This window comes from Kitasatospora sp. NBC_00240 (genome assembly GCF_026342405.1).
Classification (GTDB): domain Bacteria; phylum Actinomycetota; class Actinomycetes; order Streptomycetales; family Streptomycetaceae; genus Kitasatospora.
Genome location: NZ_JAPEMU010000001.1, coordinates 1,842,795 through 1,866,333 on the forward strand (window position 1 = coordinate 1,842,795; position 23,539 = coordinate 1,866,333).

The window sequence follows — 23,539 nt, forward strand, 5'->3', positions numbered from 1 at the left end:
CGGCGCGGGAGCACCCGGCGGTGGGCCGCCGCGGGGGCGGGCCGCCGCCGGGGTGCCCCGGCGCCGGGGCCCGTACGCGGGGCAGCGGCCGGGCCGGCCGGTGCCCCGCGGTGGAGCGGGTACTCCACGGTAGAACGGGCGGGAGGTGAAGCTGAACCTGAGGCTCAGAGTCCGAGCTGCTCGCCGGACTCGATCCGGGCCCCGCGGGCCCAGTCCGCGGCGCGCATCGGCTTCTTGCCCTGCGGCTGGACCTCACCGAACTCGATGTCGTGGCTGCCGGTGCCGGCCCGGAGGCTGTTCTTGTCGACCGCCAGCACCCCGGGGGCGAGTTCGGCGCTGCCGGGGAGCAGCGTGACCGGCCCGGAGATCTTGAGCCGCTCGCCGCGGAAGGTGGTCCACGCGCCGGGGGCCGGGGCGCAGCCGCGCACCACCCGGTCGATCCGCAGGGCGGGGTGCTGCCAGTCGATCCGGGCGTCCTCGACCGAGATCTTCGGGGCGAGGGTGATGCCGTCGGCGGGCTGCGGGACGGCCTTGAGCCCGCCGTCCTCGATGCCGTCCATGGTGGCGCTCAGCAGGCGCGCGCCGGAGTGGGCGAGCCGGGTGAGCAGTTCGCCGCTGGTGTCGCTGGGGCGGATCTCCTCGGTGATGACGCCGAACACCGGGCCGGAGTCCAGGCCCTGCTCGATCCGGAAGGTCGAGGCCCCGGTCACCTCGTCGCCGGCCAGCACGGCGTGCTGGACGGGCGCGGCGCCGCGCCAGGCCGGCAGCAGCGAGAAATGCAGGTTGACCCAGCCGTGGGTGGGGAGCTCCAGCGCGCCCGGGCGGATCAGCGCGCCGTACGCGACCACCGGGCAGCAGTCGGGGGCGATCTCGGCGAGCCGGGCCAGGAAGTCCGGGTCGCTGGGCTTCGCGGGCTTGAGGATCTCGATCCCGGCCTCCTCGGCGCGCTGGGCGACCGGGCTGGCGACCAGTTTGCGGCCGCGGCCGGCGGGGGCGTCGGGGCGGGTGACCACCGCGACGACCTCGTGCCGGTCGGAGGCCAGCAGGGCCTCCAGGGCGGGAACGGCGACCTCGGGGGTGCCGGCGAAGACGAGGCGCATCAAGGGCCTTCCGGTAGGGGGCTGGGCGGGGGCTGAGCTGATCCGAGGCGCTGAGGGCGGGGCGGGGGCCGGACCGGGCGGACCGGTCGTCAGCGGGCCGCGCCGAAGGTGCTGTGCGGGGAGACCCGGACGGTCGGGGCGGGTCCGTCGCCCCAGTCGGACTCCCGGATCGCCTTGAGGGCGGCCTTGCGCCGCTCACGGTCGAGGCGGTCGATGAAGATGATGCCGTCCAGGTGGTCGGTCTCGTGCTGGATGCACCGGGCGAGCAGTTGGGTGCCCTCCACGGTGACCGGCTCGCCGTACATGTCGAAGCCCTTGGCGACCACGCCGAAGGCGCGCCGGGTGTCGAAGCGCAGGCCCGGCAGCGAGAGGCAACCCTCGGGGCCTTCCTGCTCCTCCTCGCTGAGGCTGAGGTCCGGGTTCACCAGGTGCCCGGTGACGCCGTCCACGTGGTACGTGAACACCCGCAGCGAGATGCCGAGTTGAGGCGCGGCCAGGCCGGCTCCGGGGGCGTCCAGCATGGTGTCGGTGAGGTCCTTGACCAGCGTGCGCAGTTCCTTGTCGAAGGTGGCCACCGGCTGTGCGGTGGCCCGCAGGACAGGATCCCCGAAGATGCGGATCGGCTGGATCGGCAAGGTGGTGGACTCCCGTCCGGTCGGATTCGGCTGCTGGCCGTCGGCAAGTCTATGCAATCCGCCCGGGCGCGCGGCCCGCCCCCGCGATCCGGCACGGGCAGGGGCGGCGGGCGGTCGGCGGGCCGGCCGCGGGCGTTCTGGCATATCCCGAGTGCCTCCGCTGCGTGACCCCGGCCCCTGGTCGGGCGTTGGTCAAGTGAGATTGACCGGGGCACCGGAGAGCCGCCCCGACCGAGCTGACCGTACGGAAGGTGGCACGTAGGCCATGGCCGAGCAGATCAATCACGACGCCCGGGCGCGGGCGAGCCTGCACCTGCTGGTGCGGGACATCGAGCGGGTGAGGCGGCAGGTCGACGCGCTGCGGACGCTCACCGCCCAGTTGGGCAACGTCTACCGCCCCCGGCGGCCGAGCACCTCCGCGGGCTTCGTGGTGTACGGACGGGCCCCGGCGCCGACCGTACGGCTCGCGCAGGAGCTGCGCGAGAGCGTGGAGACGCTGGTGGCGGCGGCGGTGGAGTTCGACCGGGCACTGGGCTTCTCCTGGGACTCGGTGGGCTCCGCGCTGGGCGTGACCAAGCAGGCCGTGCACCGGCGGTACGGGATGCGCCGCCCGGCCGGCGAGCTGCTGGCGGCGGGTGGCATCCCGTCGCCGGCCGGGCCCGTGCAGGGGCGCGGGGAGCGGTCCGAGGAGGTGGCGGCCGCGGCCGCGGCCGGGCCGGCGACGACTGCGTCGGGCCTGGGTTCGCCGGGTATCGGCGACCGGCCCATGGGGTCGCCGGGGATGGGCTCGCCGGGCGTCGGCGCGCCGGCCGGCGGCGGTCCCGGGCTGGCGGCGACCGTCCCGGCGGCCCGCCAGGGCGGTCTGAACCGCTCGGGCCTGCAGATCCGCGGCTGACCGGGCCGCGACCGGGCCGGGCTGCCGTCCGGCCCGTTCGCCCGGCCCGGGCCCGACGCACGAGTCCGACGCACGAGTCCGACCAACGGGCCCGACATACGAGACCGCCCGGCGAGTCCGACGAACAGGCTCGGCACCGGGGCCCGGGCGAACGAACTCGGTGAGCCGGCTGGGCGAACCGGCTCAGCCGCGTTCGAAGGCTCCATGCGCCGCCGAACACCCGCGGGGCCGGTCGGCTCCCGGCGCCCGGCCGGGGCCGCCTGCCGTCACCCGATCTCCAGCGGGTCGATCCGCACCTTCACCGGCTCGGGCGTCCGCAGCGCGATCCGGGCGATCTGCGCCGCCTTCAGCGCGGAGGCCAGCGCGGCCCCCTGGCCGGGAGCCACCCGGAGCAGGGCCCGCTCGACCTCCTCGCCGCGCCGCCCGCCCGGCACCGGCACCGGGCCGAGAACGTCCGCGCCCTCCGGCAGCCTGGTGAGGCCGAGCAGGTCGGCCACCGCCGCCGGCGAGCCGGTGAGCGAGGCCATCCGGGAGACCGGCGGGAAGTGCAGCTGGGCCCGTTCCTCCAGCTCGAAGGCGGCATGGCCGGCCGGGTCCCACCGGATCAGCGCCTGGACGGCCCGGGCGGTCGGCTCCGCCACGACCACCACCGTGCCGCCCTCGCTCGCCGGCCGGACCAGCGCGGCGGCCGCCAGCCAGAGCCGCAGCGCCTCCTCCCCCGCCCGCAGGTCGGGCCGGCTCAGCAGTGCCCAGCCGTCCAGCAGCAGCGCCGCCGCGTAGCCGCCCTCGGCCACCGGTTCGGCGCCCGGGGTGGAGATCACCAGCGCGGGCTCGGCCGGCACCGAGAGCAGTACCGCGTCCCGCCCGGAGGTGCGGACCGGGATCCTCGGGAACGCCTTGCCGAGCTCCTCCGCCGTCCGCCGGGCGCCGACCACCTGGGCCCGCAGCCGGAACGAGCCGCATTCCGTGCAGTGCCACCGCTCCTCGGCCTCCCCGCACCAGCCGCAGCGCAGCGGCGCGTCCGACGAGGCCGCCTCCAGCGGCCCCTCGCAGTGCCGGCAGCGGGCGGGTGTGCGGCAGCGGTCGCAGGCCAGCCGGGGCACATAGCCGCGCCGGGGCACCTGGATCAGCACCGGGCCGGTGGCCAGCGCCTCCCTGGCGGCCTGCCAGGCCAGGCTGGGCAGCCGGGCCTGCTGGGCGGCGGCGTCCCGGGCCTGGTCCTGGTCGGTGACGGTCCGGACCCGGGGGGCGACCTCCCGGACGGTCGCCCGGTCGGCGGCCAGGGGGCGGGCCCAGCCGGTGTTCACCAGCTGCGCGCCCTCCACGGTGACCGCGTGCCCCCCGAGGAGCACGCCCGCCCCCTCCTCGGCGGCGCGCAGCAGCGCGACCTCGCGCACGTGCGGGTGCGGGGCGCGCGGGTCGGCGTGGCTGCCGTCGCCGTCCGACCAGACCACGACCAGGCCGAGGTCGCGGACGGGGGCGAACATCGCCGCCCGGGTGCCGACGGCGGCGCGGACCGAGCCCCGGCTGACCGCCAGCCAGCGCCGGTAGCGCTCCTTGGGGCCGAGGTCGGCGGCGAGGGTGGCGTGCAGGCCCCCGCCGAGCAGCTCGGTGAGGGCCTCGTCGACCCGGGCGGTGGACCGCCCGTCGGGCAGCACGACCAGGGCGCCGCGACCGCCCGCCAGGGTGGCGGCGACGGCCCGGGCGATCTCCTGCGGCCAGCTCGGGCCGGGCAGCGCCGTCCAGACCGCGCGCGGCGCGTGGCCGGCGGCGAGCGCCGCCAGGAACTCCGGCCCCTGCGGGTAGCGGCTCCAGCTGCCCGGCTCGGGAGCGGCGGGCAGCGGCGCCGGTGGCGGGGAGGGCTCGGCCTCGGCCTTGGCGTGCCGGGGCGGCACGGCCAGCTGGAGCACGTCCGCGAGGGTGCCGGCGTACCGGTCGGCGACCGTGCGGCAGAGCCGCAGCAGGGCGGGGGTGAGCACGGGCTCGGGCGAGAGCACCTGGGCGAGCGGCGCCAGCGGGCCGGCGTAGTCGCTCTCGGCCCGGCGTTCGACGATGAACCCGTCGTGCAGTTCGCCGCCTTCGCGCCGCCCGTTCACCACCCGCGCCCCGAAGCGGACCCGGACCCGGACGCCCGGCAGGGCCTCCTCGGCCATGTTGGCGGGCACCGCGTAGTCGAAGAACTGGTCGAGGTGGAGCAGCCCCTTGTCGACCAGCACCCGGGCCACCGGCAGGTGCTCGGCCCGCTGGGCGCCCAGCCAGGTACGCGGCTTGGCGCGGCGGACCGTCTCGCGGATGAACGCGAGCTGCTCCGGCGCCCCGCTCCCCCCGGCCTCGTCTGTGCTGCTCATCGCTCCAAGTACTACCACCTAGGACTGACACAAAGCCGCAGGCGGCGGCCGCCCCGGTGGAACGGGGCGGCCGCCGCCTGGCGGTTGTACGCGGGTCAGGCCTGGACGGCCTGCTTCAGCTGCTCGACCCGGTCGGTGCGCTCCCAGGTGAAGTCCGGCAGCTCACGGCCGAAGTGGCCGTAGGCGGCGGTCTGCGAGTAGATCGGGCGCAGCAGGTCCAGGTCGCGGATGATCGCGGCCGGGCGCAGGTCGAAGACCTTCACCACGGCTTCCTGGATCTTCAGGACCGGCACGGTCTCGGTGCCGAAGGTCTCGACGAACAGGCCCACCGGCTCGGCCTTGCCGATCGCGTACGCGACCTGGACCTCGGCGCGGGTGGCCAGGCCGGCCGCGACGATGTTCTTGGCGACCCAGCGCATGGCGTACGCGGCGGAGCGGTCGACCTTGGACGGGTCCTTGCCGGAGAAGGCACCGCCGCCGTGGCGGGCCATGCCGCCGTAGGTGTCGATGATGATCTTGCGACCGGTGAGGCCGGCGTCGCCCATCGGGCCGCCGATCTCGAAGCGCCCGGTCGGGTTGACCAGCAGGCGGTAGCCCTCGGTCACCAGCTTGATGCCCTCGTCGGCCAGCGCCTTGAGCTCCGGCTCCACGACGAACTCGCGGATGTCCGGGGTCAGCAGCGAGTCCAGGTCGATGTCGCTGGCGTGCTGCGAGGAGACCACCACGGTGTCGAGGCGGACGGCCTTGTCACCGTCGTACTCGATGGTGACCTGGGTCTTGCCGTCCGGGCGCAGGTACGGGATGGTCCCGTTCTTGCGGACCTCGGACAGTCGCTTGGAGAGGCGGTGCGCCAGCGTGATGGGCAGCGGCATCAGCTCGGGGGTCTCGTCCGACGCGTAGCCGAACATCAGGCCCTGGTCGCCGGCGCCCTGCTTGTCGAGGTCGTCCTCATCGCCCTCGACACGGGCCTCGTACGCGGTGTCGACACCCTGCGCGATGTCGGGCGACTGGGAGCCGATCGAGACGGAAACGCCGCAGGAGGCGCCGTCGAAGCCCTTCTTGGAGCTGTCGTACCCGATTTCGAGGATCTTTTCCCGGACCAGCTGGGCGATCGGCGCGTACGCCTTCGTGGTCACCTCACCGGCGATGTGCACCTGGCCGGTGGTGATCAGCGTCTCAACGGCGACCCGCGAAGTGGGGTCCTCCTTGAGGAGCGCGTCCAGAATGGTGTCGCTGATCTGGTCAGCGATCTTGTCGGGGTGTCCCTCGGTGACGGACTCCGAGGTGAACAGGCGGCGAGACACAGCGCTCCCTGGGGTTGCAGCGGCTGCTGACTGAAGGCCCCCGGCGGACCGGGGACATCCGGAAAGACTTGATTCCTGGAGTGTAACGGGCGGGTACCTGCAAGTGGGATGTTGTCCGGCAGAAAAGACGGGCCACCGGGGAATCCAGCCGGACGGCGGACCGCCCCGGGCCTCAGCTCAGGCGGGCCGCGACCAGGTCCCAGACCACATCGGCCAGCGCTTCCTTCGGTCCGACCGGTACGGCCGTTTCGGTGCCGTCGGCGCCGAGGACCACCGCCTCGTTCTGGTCCGAGCCGAATCCCTTGCGCTCGCCGACCTCGTTCACGACCAGCAGGTCGCAGCCCTTGCGGGCGAGCTTGGCCCGGCCGTTGGCGAGCACGTCGTCGGTCTCCGCGGCGAAGCCGACCACCAGTTGCCCGGGCCTGGCCCGGTCGGCGGAGAGCTCGGCGAGGACGTCCGGGTTGCGCACCAGGACGACCGGGGCGGGCTCGACCCCGTCCACCTTCTTGATCTTCCCGGTGACGTACTCGGCGGGGCGGAAGTCGGCGACGGCGGCCGCCATCACCACCGCGTCGGCGTCCGCCACGGCCTTCAGCGCGGCCTCCCGCAGCTGGAGCGCGGTGGAGACGTGCACCACATCCACCCCGGCCGGGTCCGGCAGCTCCGCGTTCGCCGAGACCAATGTCACTCGGGCGCCGCGCGCGGCCGCGGTGGCGGCGAGGGCGTAGCCCTGCTTCCCGGAGGAGCGGTTGCCGAGGAAGCGCACCGGGTCGAGCGGCTCGCGGGTGCCGCCGGCCGAGACCACCACATGGCGGCCGGCCAGGTCGGTGGTGAGGGCGCCGCGGCGCAGCACCGTCCGGCAGGCCTCGAAGATCGCGGACGGCTCGGGCAGCCTGCCCTTGCCGGTGTCCACCCCGGTGAGCCGCCCGACGGCGGGCTCCAGCACGATCGCCCCCCGGCGGCGCAGGGTGGCGACGTTCTCCTGGGTGGCCGGGTGCTCCCACATCTCGGTGTGCATCGCGGGGGCGAACACCACCGGGCAGCGCGCGGTGAGCAGGGTGTTGGTGAGCAGGTCGTCGGCCAGCCCGTGGGCCGCCTTGGCCATCAGGTCGGCGGTGGCGGGGGCGACCACGACCAGGTCGGCCTGCTGGCCGATCCGCACGTGCGGGACCTGGTGGACGCTCTCCCAGGTCTCGGTGGCGGCCGGGCGGCCGGAGAGGGCGGCCCAGGTCGCCTCGCCGACGAAGTGCAGGGCGGCCGCGGTGGGGACCACGGTGACCTGGTGGCCGGACTCGGTCAGCCGTCGCAGCAGCTCGCAGGACTTGTAGGCGGCGATGCCGCCGCTGACACCGAGGACGACGCGCGGGGCGTCGGTCCGGTCCGTGGTCGCGCTCATGCTGGCTGTCTCTCCGTCCGTTCGGGTGCAGCTCACCCTACGGCCCTTCAGATCCCGGCCGCACTGTGGCGCCACGCACACATGACAGGGCCCGCCGGAGCGTGTCCGGCGGGCCCTGTCATGGTGCTGTGCGGCAGCGGGAGGCTGCTCAGGCGGCCTCGATCGCCTCGGCGGTGAGCATGCCGGCGTTGATCTCGCGGAGCGCGATCGACAGCGGCTTCTCGTGCACGTGGGTGTCGACCAGCGGGCCGACGTACTCCAGGAGGCCCTCACCGAGCTGCGAGTAGTACGCGTTGATCTGGCGCGCGCGCTTGGCGGCGTAGATCACCAGGCTGTACTTGGAGTCGGTGGCCTCGAGCAGCTCGTCGATCGGCGGGTTGATGATGCCCTCGGGCGCGGTCATGGAAGAGGACACGCTAAAACCTTCCGAAAGGTTGGAAAAGACAAGATGCTGATCAGATCGGGTCTGGGCGACCAATCCGATCAGGCTGCACCGAGCAAGGCTAGCAGTTCGGCCGCTACCTGCTCGACCGAGGTGTTGACAAGAGTCGTGTCGAACTCCGACTCCGCCGCCAGCTCGATCTTGGCCGCTTCCAGCCGCTTCTCGATCACGTCCTGCGGCTCGGTACCCCGGCCGGTGAGCCGGCGGACCAGCTCGTCCCAGCTCGGAGGGGCCAGGAAGAGCAGCAGCGCCTCCGCCATCGACTCCCGCACCTGGCGGGCACCCTGCAGGTCGATCTCCAGCAGGACGGGCACACCGTTGTCCAGCTTCTCCAGCACCGCCGCACGCGGGGTGCCGTACCGGTTACCGGCGAAGACGGCCCACTCCAGCAGTTCGCCGTTGGCGATCAGCTTGTCGAACTCGTCGTTGTCGACGAAGTAGTAGTGGATCCCGTTCTGCTCGCCGGGCCTCGGGTGCCGGGTGGTCACCGACACCGAGAGCCAGACCTCGGGGTGCTGCTTCCTCATATGAGCGACGACCGTGCTCTTGCCGACCCCCGAAGGGCCGGAGAGCACGGTCAGCCGCGGACGCTCACTCATGCACCGATTATCCCGGATCGCGGACGATCCGGAGACCACGGGGCAGGGTCGATGCGCTTCGCCGGTGGGCGGTCAGGTGGCGGCGCCGCCGAACTCCCGCTCCAGCGAAGCGATCTGGTTCGTGCCGAGGCCGCGCACACGGCGGCTCTCGCTGATGCCGAGACGCTCCATGATCTGCTTGGCGCGCACCTTGCCGACACCGGGCAGGCTCTCCAGCAGAGCGGAGACCTTCATCTTGCCGATGACCTCGTTGTCGGCCTTGCCGGCCTTGATGACCTCGTGCAGCGAAGCGCCGGAGTGCTTGAGCCGGTTCTTCACCTCGGCGCGCTCCCGCCGAGCCTCGGCGGCCTTGGCGAGCGCTGCTGTGCGCTGTTCAGGGGTAAGGGGCGGAAGAGCCACGCCGTTCACCTCAGGGTGTGGAAGGAAGGGATGAGCCAGGACGGTCGTACGGGCCTCCTGCAGGCGAACCCAAGGGCTCTGACCTGCGGGAGCGACGAGAATCGCCGCTCCGTGGTGACCTATCGCGGGACACTACCCGGATTGGGCCGCCACGTCAGGAAAAGAACACGAAAAGTCCTGGTCAGCCAAGGCCGACCAGGACTTTTCCGGGCAAAACAGCCGCGAATCCGACCCCTCTTCGGGCAAGTGTGACGGCGCTCACTCCCGCCCGGTGCGCCCGGCCCGGCCTGCGCTCCCCCGTCGGCCGGCCCCGGACACCCCCGCTCACTTCACCGCGGCGGCGTACTCCTCGACGAAACGCAGCGCCGCCTCGCGCAGCGCGGGGACGGACGGACCGTGCTTGAGCACGTCCCGGCTGACGCTCGGCACCACGTTGCGCACCGCGTCGCCGAACACCCGCGGCAGGTCCGCCATGGTGGCGCCCTGCGCGCCGATCCCAGGGGCGAGCAGCGGTCCGTCGATCGCCAGATCCACCCCCGCGTCGGCCAGCGTGGCACCGACCACCGCGCCGAACGAGCCGAGCGGCTCGGCGCCGGCGTTCTCGGCCGCGAGCTGGCGCAGCACCGAGGCCGCCACCGTCTCACCGCCGGCGCCCACCGCGCGCTGCACCTCGGCCCCCTCCGGGTTGGAGGTCAGCGCCAGCGCGAACACCCCCCCGCCGTTCGCCCGCGCCAGGTCGAGGGCCGGGCGCAGCGAGCCGAAGCCCAGGTAGGGGCTGACCGTCACGGCGTCCGAGAACAGCGGGCTGGACGGCGAGAGGAAGGCCTCGGCGTACGCGGCCATGGTGGAGCCGATGTCGCCGCGCTTGGCGTCCATCAGGACCAGTGCGCCGGCGGCCCGGGCGTCGGCGACGGAGCGCTCCAGCACGGCCACGCCCTTGCTGCCGAAACGCTCGAAGAACGCGGCCTGGGGCTTCAGCACGGCGACCCGGTCGGCGAGCGCCTCGACCACCGTGCGGCTGAAGGTCTCCAGGCCGGCGATGTCGTCACCGAGCCCCCAGGCGGCGAGCAGGGAGGCGTGCGGGTCGATGCCGACGCAGAGCTGGCCGCGGGTGTCGAGGGCGTGCCGCAGGCGGGTACCGAAGGGGGCGAGGGTCATGACGTCCTTTCCAGGGGAGGGGTGGGGGTCGGGCGGGGCGGCCGGGCCGGGGCGCGCGGCGGGGCCGTACGGGCGGTGGCGCGGGCACGGGCGGCGCCGCGACGGCCTGCCGGCCCCGGACGGCACCGGGGACGGGCCCGCGGGGCGCCCGGGGGCCCGGACGGCGCCAGGGACGGCCGGGCCGGGCCTCGGGCAACGGACGGCGGCGACGGACGGCGGCCACCGAGCCGCGGGCGGCCGCCGCCGGTCCGTCCGCCGGCGCCCGGCGGGGAGACCTGGTTCAGCTCTCCTTGGCGCTGCCGACGGCCTCGGCCAGCGTGCGGAAGCCGCCGGCCCGCAGCCGGGCCGAGAGGCCCTTGTGCACGCGTCGCATCCAGAACGGGCCCTCGTAGATGAAGGCGCTGTAGCCCTGCACCAGGTCCGCGCCGGCGGTGATCCGCTGCCAGGCGTCCTCGGCGGTCTCGATGCCGCCGACCGAGACGATGGTCAGCCGGCCCTCGGTGCGGGCCCGCAGGCGCTTCAGCACCTCCAGCGAGCGGTCCTTGAGCGGGGCGCCGGAGAGGCCGCCCATGCCGATCGCCTCGACCTGCGCGGCGGGGGCCACCAGGCCGCCCCGGCCGATCGTGGTGTTGGTGGCGATGATGCCGTCCAGACCGAGCTCCAGGGCCAGGTCGGCGACCGCGTCCACGTCATCGTCGGCCAGATCGGGGGCGATCTTGACCAGCAGCGGGACGTGGTGCGCGGTGGACCGGTCGGCGGCCTTGCGGACCTCGTGCAGCAGCGGGCCGAGGTGCGAGACGGCCTGCAGGTTGCGCAGCCCGGGGGTGTTCGGCGAGCTGACGTTGACCACCAGGTAGTCGGCGTGCTTCGCCAGCCGCTCGGTGCTCCTGACGTAGTCGCCGATCGCGTCAGCCTCCTCGACGACCTTGGTCTTGCCGATGTTGACGCCGATCACCGGGGTCGAGGTGGTGTGCGGACGGGCCGCCAGCCGGGCCGCCACCCGGGCCGAGCCCTGGTTGTTGAAGCCCATCCGGTTGATCAGCGCGCGGTCGTCCACCAGCCGGAACAGCCGCGGCGCCGGGTTGCCGGGCTGCGGCTCGCCGGTGACGGTGCCGATCTCGACGTAGTCGAAGCCGAGCATCGACAGGCCGTCGATGCCGATGCCGTCCTTGTCGAAGCCGGCCGCGAGGCCGAACGGGCCCGGCAGGTCCAGGCCGAGCGCCGTGGTGCGCAGCGCGCGGTCGCGCGGGGCCAGCACCAGGCGGACCAGCACGCCCAGGCCCGGCACCGAGGCGGCCAGCCGGATCCAGAAGAAGGCCAGGTGGTGGGCCTTCTCCGGGTCCATCTTCCGGAAGACGAGGTTGAACAGGGTCTTGTACAAAGCGTGGTCCTCCTGGCATGGAAGTGGGGGGCACCCGGCTCGCGGTGCCCCCCACTTCGGCGGTGCTACTTACGGCCGGCGTTGATCAGCTCGGCGTGCTCCTGGAGCGACATGACCCCGACCTCGTCGCGCAGCAGCGCGTCGATGCCCTGGACGGCCGCGCCCATCGCCTGGACGGTGGTCAGGCACGGCACGCCGCGCGAGACGGCCGCGGTGCGGATCTCGTAGCCGTCGAGGCGCCCGCCGGTGCCGTACGGCGTGTTGATGATGAGGTCGACCTCGCCGTCGTGGATCAGCTGGACGATCGTCTTCTCGCCGTTCGGGCCCTCGCCGTCGCTGTGCTTGCGCACCACGGTGGCGGGGATACCGCCGCGCTGCAGCACCTCGGCGGTGCCGGAGGTGGCGAGCACCTCGAAGCCCAGCTCGACCAGCGCGCGGGCCGGGAAGACCAGGTTGCGCTTGTCGCGGTTGGCGACCGAGACGAAGACCTTGCCCTTGGTCGGCAGCGCGCCGTAGGCGCCGGCCTGCGACTTGGCGTACGCCGTGCCGAAGACCTTGTCGATGCCCATGACCTCGCCGGTGGAGCGCATCTCCGGGCCGAGCACGGTGTCGACGCCGCGGCCGTGCACGTCGCGGAAGCGGCTCCACGGCATCACGGCCTCCTTGACGGAGATCGGCGCGTCGGCCGGCAGGGTGCCGCCGTCGCCCTCGGCCGGGAGCAGGCCCTCGGCGCGCAGCTCGGCGATGGTGGCGCCGAGCGAGATCCGGGCGGCGGCCTTGGCCAGCGGCACGGCCGTCGCCTTGGAGGTGAACGGCACCGTCCGGGAGGCGCGGGGGTTGGCCTCCAGGACGTAGAGGATGTCGCCGGAGAGCGCGAACTGGATGTTGATCAGGCCGCGGACGCCGACGCCCTTGGCGATGCCCTCGGTGGAGGTCCGCAGGCGCTTGATGTCGTAGCCGCCGAGGGTGATCGGGGGCAGCGCGCAGGCGGAGTCGCCGGAGTGGATGCCGGCCTCCTCGATGTGCTCCATGACGCCGCCGAGGTAGAGCTCGGTGCCGTCGTAGAGCGCGTCGACGTCGATCTCCACCGCGTCGTCGAGGAAGCGGTCGATGAGCACCGGGTGCTCGGAGATCAGGCCGGCGTGCCGCTCCAGGTAGGAGGCCAGCGAGGGCTCGTCGTAGACGATCTCCATGCCGCGGCCGCCGAGCACGTAGGACGGGCGGGCCAGTACGGGGTAGCCGATCTCGTCGGCGATGGCCTTGGCCTCGTCGAAGGAGAAGGCGGTGCCGTGCTTGGGGGCCGGCAGGCCGGCCTCCTTGAGGACGCGGCCGAAGGCGCCGCGCTCCTCGGCCAGGTCGATCGCCTCGGGCTGGGTGCCGACGATCGGCACGCCGTTGTCCTTGAGCGCCTGGGCCAGGCCCAGCGGGGTCTGGCCGCCGAGCTGGACGATGACACCGGCGAGCGGACCGGCCTGCTTCTCCGCGTGGACGATCTCCAGGACGTCCTCCAGGGTGAGCGGCTCGAAGTAGAGCCGGTCGGAGGTGTCGTAGTCGGTGGAGACGGTCTCCGGGTTGCAGTTGACCATGACGGTCTCGTACCCGGCCTCGGAGAGCGCGAAGGAGGCGTGCACGCAGGAGTAGTCGAACTCGATGCCCTGGCCGATCCGGTTCGGGCCCGAGCCGAGGATGATCACGGCGGGCTTGGTGCGCGGCGCGACCTCGCTCTCCTCGTCGTAGGACGAGTAGAAGTACGGGGTCTTGGCGGCGAACTCGGCGGCGCAGGTGTCGACGGTCTTGAACACCGGGCGGATGCCCAGCGCGTGCCGCACCTCGCGCACCACGTCCGGCTTCAGGCCGCGGATCTCGCCGACCTGCTGGTCGGAGAAGCCGTGCCGCTTGGCGTGGCGCAGCAGCTCCGGGGTGAGCTTCTCGGCCTCGCCCAGCTCGGCCGCGATCTCGTCCAGCAGGAAGAGCTGGTCGACGAACCATGGGTCGATCCGGGTGGCCTCGAACACCTCCTCCTGGGTGGCGCCGGCCCGGATGGCCTCCATGACGGTGTTGATCCGGCCGTCGGTGGGCACCTTCGCCTTGGTGAGCAGCGCGTCCTTGTCGCCGGGCTCGCCGGCCCAGGAGAACTGCGAGCCCTTCTTCTCCAGCGAGCGGAGCGCCTTGTTGAGCGCCTCGGGGAAGTTGCGGCCCATGGCCATGGCCTCGCCGACCGACTTCATGGTGGTGGTGAGGGTGGCGTCGGCCGACGGGAACTTCTCGAAGGCGAAGCGGGGGACCTTCACCACGACGTAGTCGAGGGTCGGCTCGAAGGAGGCCGGGGTCTGCTCGGTGATGTCGTTGGGGATCTCGTCGAGCGTGTAGCCGACGGCCAGCTTGGCGGCGATCTTGGCGATCGGGAAGCCGGTGGCCTTGGACGCCAGCGCCGAGGAGCGGGAGACGCGCGGGTTCATCTCGATCACGATGATCCGGCCGTCGTCCGGGTTGATCGCGAACTGGATGTTGCAGCCGCCGGTGTCGACGCCGACCTCGCGGATGATCGCGATGCCGATGTCGCGCAGCGTCTGGTACTCGCGGTCGGTCAGCGTCATCGACGGGGCGACCGTGATGGAGTCGCCGGTGTGCACGCCCATCGGGTCGAAGTTCTCGATCGAGCAGACGACCACGACGTTGTCGCTCTTGTCGCGCATCAGCTCCAGCTCGTACTCCTTCCAGCCGAGGATGGACTCCTCCAGGAGCACCTCGGTGGTCGGCGAGAGGGCCAGGCCCTGGCCGGCGATGCGGCGCAGGTCCTCCTCGTCGTGGGCGAAGCCGGAGCCGGCGCCGCCCATGGTGAAGGAGGGGCGGACGACGACCGGGTAGCCGCCGAGGGTGTCGACGCCGGCGATGATCTCGTCCATGGTGTGGCAGATCACCGAGCGGGCGGACTCGCCGTGGCCGATCTTGGCGTTGACGGCCTCGACCACGCCCTTGAAGAGCTGGCGGTCCTCGCCCTTGTGGATCGCCTCGACGTTGGCGCCGATCAGCTCCACGCCGTACTTGTCGAGGGTGCCGTTCTCGTGCAGCGAGATGGCGGTGTTGAGCGCGGTCTGGCCGCCGAGGGTCGGCAGCAGGACGTCGGGGCGCTCCTTGGCGATGATCTTCTCGACGAACTCCGGGGTGATCGGCTCGACGTAGGTGGCGTCGGCGATCTCCGGGTCGGTCATGATCGTGGCCGGGTTGGAGTTGACCAGGACGACCCGCAGGCCCTCGGCCCGCAGCACGCGGCAGGCCTGGGTGCCGGAGTAGTCGAACTCGGCGGCCTGGCCGATGACGATCGGGCCGGAGCCGATCACCAGGACGGACTTGATGTCGGTGCGCTTCGGCACGGGTCAGCTCCCTGCGGTGGTGCGGGCGGCCGGGGCGCCGGCCATCAAGTCGACAAAGCGGTCGAAGAGGTACGCGGCGTCGTGCGGGCCCGCGGCGGCCTCCGGGTGGTACTGCACGCTGAAGGCGGGCGTGTCCAGGCACTGCAGGCCCTCGACCACGTTGTCGTTCAGGCAGACGTGGGAGACCTCGGCGCGCCCGTACGGGGTGTCGCTGACCTTGTCCAGCGGCGCGTTCACGGCGAAGCCGTGGTTGTGCGCGGTGACCTCCACCTTGCCGGTGGTGCGGTCCTGGACGGGCTGGTTGATGCCCCGGTGGCCGTACTTCAGCTTGTAGGTGCCGAAGCCCAGCGCGCGGCCGAGGATCTGGTTGCCGAAGCAGATGCCGAACAGCGGGGTCCTGCGCTCCAGCACGCCCTGCATCACCGCGACCTGGTGGTCGGCGGTGGCCGGGTCGCCCGGGCCGTTGGAGAAGAACACGCCGTCCGGGTTCACCGCGTAGATGTCCTCGACGGTGGAGTTCGCCGGCAGCACGTGCACCTCGATGCCGCGCTCGGCCATCCGCTGCGGGGTCATCGCCTTGATGCCGAGGTCCACGGCGGCGACGGTGAAGCGCTTCTCGCCCACGGCCGGCACGATGTACGGCTCGCTGGTGGCGACCTCGGCGCAGAGGTCGGCGCCCTTCATCTCGGGCGCCTGGACGACCCGGGCCAGCAGCGTGGCCTCGTCGGCCAGCGCGGGGCCGGAGAAGATGCCGACCCGCATGGCACCGCGCTCGCGCAGGTGCCTGGTCAGGGCCCGGGTGTCGATGCCGCTGATGCCGACGACGCCCTGGTTGCCCAGCTCCTCCTCCAGCGGGCGCAGCGAGCGCCAGTTGGACGGCACCCGGGCGGGGTCGCGGACCACGAAACCGGCGACCCAGATCTGCCGGGACTCGTCGTCCTCGTCGTTCCAGCCGGTGTTGCCGATCTGCGGGGCGGTCATCACGACCACCTGGCGGTGGTACGAGGGGTCGGTGAGGGTCTCCTGGTAACCGGACATGCCGGTGTTGAAGACCGCCTCGCCGAAGGTCTCGCCGACCGCGCCGTAGGCCTGGCCGCGGAAGGTCCGGCCGTCCTCCAGGACGAGCACGGCGGGCACTCGCTCCCGCCTCAAGCGCAGCGTGGTGGGGGCAGGTGCGGTCATGTGGCGGCCTCTTCCGTCTTCGTCTTCGTCGTACGTGTTGCGAGTTCGTTGACCGCCTCGACCCAGGCGGCGTGTTCGTCCGGGTGGTCGGCCCGGAACCCGGAGTCCAGGGCGGTGCCGTCCAGGCTCCAGGTGACGACCAGCAGTCCGGCCGGCACGACCTTGCCGGCGATGCCGGAGTCCGTCCGGGCGCCGGTCAGCTGCTCGGCCGGGATCCAGAGGTCCACGTCACCGGGGCGCAGGACCAGCAGGCCCTGCTCGCCGAGGGTCAGGTCGGCGCGGCTGCGGGTGCCGAGGCCGTGGGCCACGACCCGGTCCAGCCAGTTCCCGGCGGTGGTGCTGCCGTGGTAGCGGCCGCTGGTCTCCAGGATGACCGGGCCCGCGCTCGCCGGCACGGCGGGCAGCGCGGGCAGGCCGGACTGCAGGGTGCGGCGCCAGTTCCAGCCCTGGCGCATCAGCCAGTAGATCAACCCGATCACGATCAGCAGGCCGACGGCCCAGCCGATGTAGGACGGCCAGTCGGTGACCCTGGCCTTCTCCTGGGCCAGCGGGGTCTGCCGGGCGAGCAGGGTGAGGGCCGTCGTGGTCGGGCCGCTCACGCGAGCCCGCCGCGCTCGACCAGCTCCCCGGCGAGGACCGTGGCGACGCCGCGCAGGAAGGTGGCGTGCACCCGTCCCGGCAGGTCAAGGCCACGGTAGGGGGTGTTGCGGCTGCGGGTGGCGAAGCTGTCGGGATTCACGGTCCCACGGTACGCGGGATCGAAGAGCACCAGGTTCGCCGGCTCACCGACCGAGACGGGGCGGCCGTGTCCGGACAGCCGGCCGATCCGCGCCGGGCGGTGCGACATCCGGTCGGCGACGCCCTCCCACTTCAGCAGGCCGGTGTCGACCATGGTCTGCTGGACGACCGACAGCGCGGTCTCCAGGCCGACCATGCCCATCGCGGCGACCGCCCACTCGCAGTCCTTGTCCTCGTCCGGGTGCGGCGCGTGGTCGGTGGCGACGGCGTCGATGGTGCCGTCGGCGAGCGCCTTGCGCAGCGCCAGCACGTCGGCCTCGGTGCGCAGCGGCGGGTTGACCTTGTAGACCGGGTCGTAGCTGCGGACGAGCTCGTCGGTGAGCAGCAGGTGGTGCGGGGTCACCTCGGCGGTGACGTTCCAGCCCTTCTGCTTGGCCCAGCGGATGATCTCCACCGAGCCGGCCGTGGAGACATGGCAGACGTGCAGGCGGGAGCCGACGTGCGCGGCGAGCAGCACGTCCCGGGCGATGATCGACTCCTCCGCGACGGCGGGCCAGCCGCCGAGGCCGAGCTCGCCGGAGACCTGCCCCTCGTTCATCTGGGCGCCCTCGGTGAGCCGCGGCTCCTGGGCGTGCTGGGCGACGACGCCGTCGAAGGCCTTCACGTACTCCAGGGCGCGGCGCATGATGACCGCGTCGTCCACGCACTTGCCGTCGTCGGAGAAGACCCGGACGTTCGCGGCCGAGTCGTGCATCGCGCCGAGCTCGGCGAGCTTCTTGCCCTCCAGGCCGACGGTGACGGCGCCGACCGGCTGCACGTCGCAGTAGCCGGACTCCTGGCCGAGCCGCCAGACCTGCTCGACCACGCCGGCGGTGTCCGCCACGGGGAAGGTGTTGGCCATCGCGTGGACGGCGGTGAAGCCGCCCTTGGCCGCCGCCTGGGTGCCGGTGAGCACCGTCTCGGCGTCCTCGCGGCCGGGCTCGCGCAGGTGGGTGTGCAGGTCGACCAGGCCGGGCAGGACGACCAGGCCGTGGGCGTCGATGTCGATGTCGGCCTCGACGTCCAGGCCGGTGCCGATGGCCCGGATCAGGCCGTCGGCGATGTGGATGTCCTGCTGGGCACCGTCGAGGATCTGGGCGTTGCGGATCAGGTAGCTGACCATGGTGTCGGTTCCCTCGCTGGGCGCGCTCACAGGGCGGCCTCACTGGAGTCGGTACGGGCTTCGGTGCGGGCGGGCTCGGTGGCCCCGTCGGCGAAGACGGCCCCGCCGAGCAGGAGGTACAGGACGGCCATCCGGACGGAGACGCCGTTGGCGACCTGCTCGACCACGGTGCAGCGCGGGGAGTCGGCCACCTCGGCGGTGATCTCCATGCCGCGGACCATCGGGCCGGGGTGCATCACGATCGCGTGCTCGGGCAACTGGGCGAGACGGGCGCCGTCCAGCCCGTAGCGGCGGGAGTACTCCCGCTCGGTGGGGAAGAACGCGGCGTTCATCCGCTCGCGCTGCACCCGCAGCATCATCACCGCGTCGGTCTTGGGCAGCACGCTCTCCAGGTCGTAGCTGACCTCGCACGGCCAGTTCTCGATGCCGATCGGCACCAGCGTCGGCGGTGCGACGAAGGTGACCTGGGCGCCGAGGGTGGTGAGCAGGTGCACGTTGGAGCGGGCGACCCGGCTGTGCAGGACGTCGCCGACGATGGTGATCCGCCGCCCCTCCAGCCCCTGCCGCAGGCCGTTGCCGCCTCCGGCGTTGAGGTGCCGGCGCATGGTGAAGGCGTCGAGCAGGGCCTGGGTGGGGTGCTCGTGGGTGCCGTCACCGGCGTTGATGACGCTGCCGTGCAGCCAGTCGGACTGCGCGAGGCGGGCCGGCGCGCCGGACGCGTGGTGGCGGATGACCACCGCGTCGGCGCCCATCGCCTGCAGGGTCAGCGCGGTGTCCTTGAGGCTCTCGCCCTTGGAGACCGACGAGCCCTTGGCGGAGAAGTTGATGACGTCGGCGGAGAGCCGCTTCTCGGCGACCTCGAAGGAGGTCTTGGTGCGGGTGGAGTCCTCGAAGAAGAGGTTGACGACGGTGCGCCCACGCAGGGTGGGCAGCTTCTTCACGGCGCGGCCGGAGAGCTGGGCCAGCTCCTCGGCGGTGTCCAGGATCAGCAGCGCGTCGTCGCGGGTGAGGTCGGCGGCGGAGACGAGGTGGCGCTTCACGCGATTACTCCGGGAGGGGCTGGTCGGCGGGCGGCTGGGCGGCGAGGGCCTGCGAGGAGCGGGCCGCGTAGTCGCGGTCGCCGACCAGGACGGCGTCCCGGCCGTCGGTGTCGGACAGCTGGACCTGGACGGCCTCGCGCAGCGAGGTGGGCAGGTTCTTGCCCACGTAGTCGGCGCGGATCGGCAGCTCGCGGTGGCCGCGGTCGACCAGGACGGCCAGCTGGACGGCGCGCGGGCGGCCGATGTCGCTGAGCGCGTCGAGCGCGGCCCGGATGGTGCGGCCGGAGAAGAGCACGTCGTCGATCAGGATGACGAGCTTGCCGTCGATGCCACCGGTCGGGATCTCGGTGTGCTCCAGCGCGCGGGCGGGCTTCAGCCGCAGGTCGTCCCGGTACATCGTGATGTCCAGGGTGCCGAGCGGGATCTCGCGGCCGGTGATCTGGGTGAGCCTGGCGTGCAGCCGGCGGGCCAGATGGACGCCGCGGGTGTGGATGCCGAGCAGGACGACGTCCTCGGCACCCTTCGCGCGCTCCACGATCTCGTGGGCGATCCGGGTCACCACCCGGGCGATGTCGGTGCCGTCGAGCACCTGGTGCGGCGGGCGCGGTGCGGACGATGAATCTCTCACTGTGGTCATGCCGAAGCCGACCTCCTTCCCCGCCTCACAGGACGGGCCATTAAAGGATGTCTGGTAGGGCCTCCCCGGTCGCGGCGGAAGCCTGGGCCATCCTAACAGCGTGTTCGGGGGCGATCCGGGGGTGGTTCCCTCCGCTTCGCGACACCGCAGGTCAACCACCGCGCACCGGCGTGGTTCATGCTCCGGACGCGAGCCATTCGCACGACTGCCCCATTCGGCTTGACGCAGATACCTCACTCTACGTAACCTCACAGTGAGTTACGAGACGCACGTCGAACCCACCGGTAGGGCGTGCCGGGCAGTTGTCGGCCGCACAGCCGGCGGCCGATCGTGGCTCACCACTCAACGCGAAGCAATCTCGTCCGGGGAGACCAATGTCCAGCGACTACGCGAAGCAACTCGGGGGCAAGCTCCGAGCGATCCGCACTCAGCAGGGTCTCTCCCTGCACGGTGTCGAGGAGAAGTCCCAGGGGCGCTGGAAGGCAGTCGTCGTCGGTTCGTACGAGCGCGGCGACCGCGCGGTCACCGTGCAGCGGCTGGCCGAGCTGGCTGAGTTCTACGGCGTCCCGGTCCAGGAGCTGCTGCCCGGCGGCACTCCGGGCGGCGCGGCCGAGCCGCCGCCGCGCCTGGTCCTCGACCTGGAGAGACTGACCCAGGTGCCGTCCGAGAAGGCCGGTCCGCTGCAGCGCTACGCGGCGACCATCCAGAGCCAGCGCGGCGACTACAACGGCAAGGTGCTCTCGATCCGCCAGGACGACCTGCGCACGCTGGCCGTGATCTACGACCAGTCGCCGTCGATCCTCACCGAGCAGCTGATCTCCTGGGGCGTGCTGAACCCCGACGCGCGCCGGGCGGTGCGCGAGGAGGACGCGAGCTGACGCTCCCCGTCTGCAGAAACGTCACGGCGCGGTGCCTGCCCGGTCCTCCGGGGGTGCCGCGCCGTCGGCGTCCCCGGGCCCGCCCGCCAGGGCGGCGCCGAGGCCGGGGCCCGGCGCCGAGGGCCCCGCGCGGCGATGCCGAGTCGTCGGCCCCCCGGGCGCGACCGCGCCTCAGCACACCGTACCGAGGCTGAAGCCAGGCGCCGCCGCGATGCCGGACAGCACGGCCCCGCCGGGGGTCGGGGTCCAGTCCTGACCCCCGCTCCCCCAGGCCCAGGCCACCTCCCGGTACTCCCCGCAGTCGGCGGCCGCCCCCTGCGAGCCGTGCAGCAGCGCGGCGCCCGGCAGCTCGCGGGCCAGCCCCGCGCAGAGCACGGCGCAGACCAGGTCCAGGTCCTCGTCGTTGATCCGCACCACGCCGTCCTCCCAGTGCAGGACCCGGGCCGCCGCCTCCAACCGCCCGCCCGGCGCGTCGACCGTGCAGCGGAACTCGTACACCCCGAAGCCCGCACCGACCAGGATCCGGCGCAGCACCTCGGCGCCGCGCTGGTAGGCGTCCCGGACCGGGCGCTGGTCCCGGCCGTAGAGGCCGCCGTCCAGCAGCAGGTCGACATGGCGCAGCGTCAGGCCGCTCTCGCGGGCCCGGACCAGGCGCGGGACGAAGTCCCCGGCGAGGTCCTCGCCCTGGTACGGCAGCAGCTGGGTCTGCAGCGGCGGGTTCACCAGGTAGCGGTCCCGGGCGGCCGGCTCGGCCGGGTCCAGCCGGTGCAGCAGGCAGAACTCCTCGAAGTCGACCGGGTGGAACATCCTGGCCCGGACCACCTCGAAGGTGCGGTGCGCCTCGGCCAGCAGCGCCGCGGTGTCCAGCAGGTAGGTGTCGTAGTCGGCGGCGTCGGCCACGCCCCAGGCGCGGGCCCGCTCGAAGTCCTCACGGCTGGTCAGGATGCCGGTGATGAAGGCCTGTTCGCTGCACCGCCCCGGCTCCGGCGCGCCCCCCGGGCGCGGGCCCCCACCGGCGGGCAGGCCCTGGTCCGCGGCGCGGGCGGCCGGCAGGTGCCCCCGGGCCGGCAGCCGGCAGGAGGGGAGTGCGGTGCGGCGGGGGCGGCCGTTGCGGGGCATCGGGGGCTCCTGGGGGCGGGGGAATCGGGAGCGACGGGGGGTTGCCGCTGCTCCTCTTCCTCCCCACCCTCAGGAGCCGCACACGCACGGCGTGTCACAGCCCTGTAACCAACAGTGAGCCGTCGGCCACGCCCGGCATCCGCCACTGCGCGCGGGGGGCGCGTTCCCCCCGCCCACCGCTGCCTGGACTCGACGCACGCGGGCGCGCGAAGCGGAACCCCGGGGCGCGCGGACGCGCCGAACAACCGTCCACGGCGGGCGTCCGGGACGGCGCACGAAGGGCCGGAAGGCACGCGGGCGTCCGGGCGCGCGGGCGTACGGCGGGTCAGGCGGAGCGCGGGGCCCGCGCGAGCTGCCGGGACTGCGCCACCAGTCGGCCGGACTCGTCCCAGATCTCGGCGTCCTCCTCGAAGTAGCCGCCGGCCAGGTTGCGGGTGGAGTGGACGACCCGCAGCCAGCCGGGAACGGGCCTGGCCCGCAGATGGACCGTCAGCTCGATGGTCGGCGCCCAGCCGGGCAGCCCCAGGTCGAAGGTGACCGGCGGCAGGGCGTCGGCGACCAGCAGGAGCAGCAGCGGGTCGGGGTCGCGGCCGTCGGCGAGTCTGAACCAGCCCTGGATCCGGCCGTTCTTCGACGGCTGGCCGAGCGCCCAGCCGACGGTGGCCGGGTCGAGCCGCAGGTCGAACCGCTCCAGCAGGGCGGCCTGTTCGATCAGCTGCGGGGGTGCGTGCTCCATCCCGATGCACTGGTCCGGCGGCGGCAGCTGCGGCGGCTTGGCGCTGGTGTGCACCTCGCCGTCGGCCGTACCCAGGTCGCCGAAGCTGGCGAGCACCCGCAGCCGCTCGACGGAGCGGCCCTGCTCGTCGGTCTGGCTCAGCGAGGCGGTGCCGGTGGAGAGGCTGCGGCCGCCGCGGATCACCTCGGTGCTGACGGTGGCCGGGCCGGGGCGCGAGGCGGAGAGGTAGTACCCGCTGATCGACATCGGGTCGGGGTGTTCGGGGTGCTGCAGGGACAGCGCGTGGCCGGCCACCGCGAGCAGCAGCCCGCCGTTGATGCCGCCGCCGATCTGCCAGCCGGCGCCGAGCTCGCCGTCGTACAGGCCGGGCCCGTCGGGGCGCGGGGTCAGGGCGATGCCCTGGTCGAACTCGCTGCGAATCGCCGTGGTCATGGGTGCTACGCCCTCCGCTGATGAGTGGCCCGGTCGACGAGTTACTCGCCAGTAGCAGACCCTACTCCACGGCCGGGGACGCGCGAAGGCCACCGGACCCAGGAGGTCCGGCGGCCTTCATGTGCTGCGTCGGGCTGCGTCAGTCGCGGCGGATCGTGGGCTTCAGCTCCATGAACCGCGCGAGCAGGCCGTTGACGAACGCCGGGGAGTCGTCGGTGGAGAACTCCTTGGCGATCTCGACGGCCTCGTCCAGGACGACGGCGTCCGGGACACCGTCCTCCCAGATCAGCTCGTAGGCGCCGAGCCGCAGGACGTTGCGGTCCGCGATCGGCATCCGGTCGAGGGTCCAGCCCACCGCGTAGGTGGAGATCAGCTCGTCGATCCGACGAGCGTGCTGGACGTACCCCTCGATCAGCTGCATGGTGTACTCGCCGATCTGCGGGGTGCCCTCGTCCGGCTTGGGCTCCCGGGCGCGGGCCACCCAGTCGGCGAGGACGCGCTGCGGGTCGACGTCCCGGTGGTCGGCCTCGAAGAGAATCTGGAAGGCTCGCGTACGGGCCTTGCTACGGGCGGCCGACACGGAC

General features: G+C 73.1%; 21 protein-coding genes. 2 read left to right on the plus strand and 19 right to left on the minus strand.

The window, feature by feature from the left end; genetic code table 11:
- Positions 1–164: 164 nt before the first annotated feature.
- Together fmt and def are read right to left on the minus strand one after the other, a co-directional pair.
- Entirely contained in the window at positions 165–1,100 is a 936-nt protein-coding gene (gene fmt / locus OG689_RS07655; protein ID WP_266318852.1) for a methionyl-tRNA formyltransferase, read from the minus strand.
- An 89-nt stretch (positions 1,101–1,189) separates the two neighbouring features.
- Positions 1,190–1,735 carry a peptide deformylase gene (gene def, locus OG689_RS07660; RefSeq protein ID WP_266318854.1) on the minus strand — a complete coding sequence of 182 codons (546 nt, stop codon included), beginning with the start codon at positions 1,733–1,735 and terminating at the stop codon, positions 1,190–1,192.
- A gap of 265 nt (positions 1,736–2,000) precedes the next feature.
- On the opposite strand from def, the gene OG689_RS07665 reads away from it, so the two are divergent.
- Positions 2,001–2,630 (plus strand): hypothetical protein, encoded by a 630-nt coding sequence (locus OG689_RS07665; protein ID WP_266318855.1) that lies wholly within the window; start codon positions 2,001–2,003, stop codon positions 2,628–2,630.
- Positions 2,631–2,896: 266 nt separating this feature from the next.
- On the opposite strand, the gene OG689_RS07670 is transcribed toward OG689_RS07665, so the two are convergent.
- The 14 genes from OG689_RS07670 to pyrR form a co-directional block, all read right to left on the minus strand.
- Positions 2,897–4,978 carry a primosomal protein N' gene (locus OG689_RS07670; protein ID WP_266318856.1) on the minus strand — a complete coding sequence of 694 codons (2,082 nt, stop codon included), beginning with the start codon at positions 4,976–4,978 and terminating at the stop codon, positions 2,897–2,899.
- Positions 4,979–5,073: 95 nt separating this feature from the next.
- The gene (gene metK / locus OG689_RS07675) at positions 5,074–6,282 is read right to left on the minus strand and encodes a methionine adenosyltransferase (RefSeq protein ID WP_266318858.1); all 1,209 of its coding nucleotides are present in this window, start codon (positions 6,280–6,282) and stop codon (positions 5,074–5,076) included.
- 172 nt (positions 6,283–6,454) lie between these two features.
- Positions 6,455–7,678 carry a bifunctional phosphopantothenoylcysteine decarboxylase/phosphopantothenate--cysteine ligase CoaBC gene (gene coaBC / locus OG689_RS07680; RefSeq protein ID WP_266318859.1) on the minus strand — a complete coding sequence of 408 codons (1,224 nt, stop codon included), beginning with the start codon at positions 7,676–7,678 and terminating at the stop codon, positions 6,455–6,457.
- Between the two features lie 148 nt (positions 7,679–7,826).
- Complete coding sequence (gene rpoZ, locus OG689_RS07685) at positions 7,827–8,093, minus strand: DNA-directed RNA polymerase subunit omega (RefSeq protein WP_030240625.1); 267 nt, start codon at positions 8,091–8,093, stop codon at positions 7,827–7,829.
- Positions 8,094–8,161: 68 nt separating this feature from the next.
- Positions 8,162–8,719: a guanylate kinase gene (gene gmk / locus OG689_RS07690; protein ID WP_266318861.1), complete on the minus strand. Its 558-nt coding sequence runs from the start codon at positions 8,717–8,719 to the stop codon at positions 8,162–8,164.
- Positions 8,720–8,791: 72 nt separating this feature from the next.
- A complete protein-coding gene (gene mihF, locus OG689_RS07695) occupies positions 8,792–9,118 on the minus strand; it encodes an integration host factor, actinobacterial type (RefSeq protein ID WP_266318863.1) in 327 nt (108 codons plus the stop codon).
- Positions 9,119–9,442: 324 nt separating this feature from the next.
- The gene (gene pyrF / locus OG689_RS07700) at positions 9,443–10,276 is read right to left on the minus strand and encodes an orotidine-5'-phosphate decarboxylase (RefSeq protein ID WP_266318864.1); all 834 of its coding nucleotides are present in this window, start codon (positions 10,274–10,276) and stop codon (positions 9,443–9,445) included.
- Between the two features lie 280 nt (positions 10,277–10,556).
- Entirely contained in the window at positions 10,557–11,657 is a 1,101-nt protein-coding gene (locus tag OG689_RS07705) for a quinone-dependent dihydroorotate dehydrogenase (RefSeq protein WP_266318866.1), read from the minus strand.
- A gap of 65 nt (positions 11,658–11,722) precedes the next feature.
- Positions 11,723–15,031, minus strand: a complete 3,309-nt coding sequence (carB, locus tag OG689_RS07710; protein ID WP_266318868.1) for a carbamoyl-phosphate synthase large subunit — start codon at positions 15,029–15,031, stop codon at positions 11,723–11,725.
- A gap of 3 nt (positions 15,032–15,034) precedes the next feature.
- Entirely contained in the window at positions 15,035–16,213 is a 1,179-nt protein-coding gene (gene carA, locus OG689_RS07715; RefSeq protein WP_266318870.1) for a glutamine-hydrolyzing carbamoyl-phosphate synthase small subunit, read from the minus strand.
- On the minus strand, positions 16,210–16,812 hold the full coding sequence (locus OG689_RS07720) for a hypothetical protein (protein ID WP_266318872.1): 603 nt from the start codon (positions 16,810–16,812) through the stop codon (positions 16,210–16,212). Before OG689_RS07720 ends, carA begins: the two co-directional genes overlap by 4 nt.
- A complete protein-coding gene (locus tag OG689_RS07725; RefSeq protein ID WP_266326946.1) occupies positions 16,809–18,113 on the minus strand; it encodes a dihydroorotase in 1,305 nt (434 codons plus the stop codon). Before OG689_RS07725 ends, OG689_RS07720 begins: the two co-directional genes overlap by 4 nt.
- Positions 18,114–18,139: 26 nt before the next feature.
- Positions 18,140–19,153 (minus strand): aspartate carbamoyltransferase catalytic subunit, encoded by a 1,014-nt coding sequence (locus OG689_RS07730; RefSeq protein WP_266318874.1) that lies wholly within the window; start codon positions 19,151–19,153, stop codon positions 18,140–18,142.
- 4 nt (positions 19,154–19,157) lie between these two features.
- The gene (gene pyrR / locus OG689_RS07735) at positions 19,158–19,790 is read right to left on the minus strand and encodes a bifunctional pyr operon transcriptional regulator/uracil phosphoribosyltransferase PyrR (RefSeq protein WP_190215752.1); all 633 of its coding nucleotides are present in this window, start codon (positions 19,788–19,790) and stop codon (positions 19,158–19,160) included.
- A gap of 374 nt (positions 19,791–20,164) precedes the next feature.
- Between pyrR and OG689_RS07740 the strand changes: the two genes are divergently transcribed.
- Positions 20,165–20,668: a transcriptional regulator gene (locus OG689_RS07740; protein WP_030056198.1), complete on the plus strand. Its 504-nt coding sequence runs from the start codon at positions 20,165–20,167 to the stop codon at positions 20,666–20,668.
- Between the two features lie 171 nt (positions 20,669–20,839).
- Here OG689_RS07740 and OG689_RS07745 read toward each other — a convergent pair whose 3' ends face one another.
- The 3 genes from OG689_RS07745 to nusB all read right to left on the minus strand — a co-directional run bounded on the left by OG689_RS07745 (position 20,840) and on the right by nusB (position 23,535).
- Positions 20,840–21,787: a hypothetical protein gene (locus OG689_RS07745; protein WP_266318883.1), complete on the minus strand. Its 948-nt coding sequence runs from the start codon at positions 21,785–21,787 to the stop codon at positions 20,840–20,842.
- A gap of 325 nt (positions 21,788–22,112) precedes the next feature.
- On the minus strand, positions 22,113–22,955 hold the full coding sequence (locus OG689_RS07750) for a thioesterase family protein (protein WP_266318885.1): 843 nt from the start codon (positions 22,953–22,955) through the stop codon (positions 22,113–22,115).
- A gap of 139 nt (positions 22,956–23,094) precedes the next feature.
- Entirely contained in the window at positions 23,095–23,535 is a 441-nt protein-coding gene (nusB, locus tag OG689_RS07755; RefSeq protein ID WP_073921456.1) for a transcription antitermination factor NusB, read from the minus strand.
- Between the last annotated feature and the right edge of the window lie 4 nt (positions 23,536–23,539).

Bases quoted from the DNA above. Each gene is read 5' to 3' on its own strand.
- OG689_RS07725 (WP_266326946.1), bottom strand. From the start codon at position 18,113: ATGGTCAGCTACCTGATCCGCAACGCCCAGATCCTCGACGGTGCCCAG.
- OG689_RS07665 (WP_266318855.1), top strand. From the start codon at position 2,001: ATGGCCGAGCAGATCAATCACGACGCCCGGGCGCGGGCGAGCCTGCAC.
- pyrR (WP_190215752.1), bottom strand. From the start codon at position 19,790: ATGACCACAGTGAGAGATTCATCGTCCGCACCGCGCCCGCCGCACCAG.
- OG689_RS07740 (WP_030056198.1), top strand. From the start codon at position 20,165: ATGTCCAGCGACTACGCGAAGCAACTCGGGGGCAAGCTCCGAGCGATC.
- pyrF (WP_266318864.1), bottom strand. From the start codon at position 10,276: ATGACCCTCGCCCCCTTCGGTACCCGCCTGCGGCACGCCCTCGACACC.
- OG689_RS07745 (WP_266318883.1), bottom strand. From the start codon at position 21,787: ATGCCCCGCAACGGCCGCCCCCGCCGCACCGCACTCCCCTCCTGCCGG.
- coaBC (WP_266318859.1), bottom strand. From the start codon at position 7,678: ATGAGCGCGACCACGGACCGGACCGACGCCCCGCGCGTCGTCCTCGGT.
- OG689_RS07750 (WP_266318885.1), bottom strand. From the start codon at position 22,955: ATGACCACGGCGATTCGCAGCGAGTTCGACCAGGGCATCGCCCTGACC.
- OG689_RS07670 (WP_266318856.1), bottom strand. From the start codon at position 4,978: ATGAGCAGCACAGACGAGGCCGGGGGGAGCGGGGCGCCGGAGCAGCTC.
- gmk (WP_266318861.1), bottom strand. From the start codon at position 8,719: ATGAGTGAGCGTCCGCGGCTGACCGTGCTCTCCGGCCCTTCGGGGGTC.
- carA (WP_266318870.1), bottom strand. From the start codon at position 16,213: ATGACCGCACCTGCCCCCACCACGCTGCGCTTGAGGCGGGAGCGAGTG.
- fmt (WP_266318852.1), bottom strand. From the start codon at position 1,100: ATGCGCCTCGTCTTCGCCGGCACCCCCGAGGTCGCCGTTCCCGCCCTG.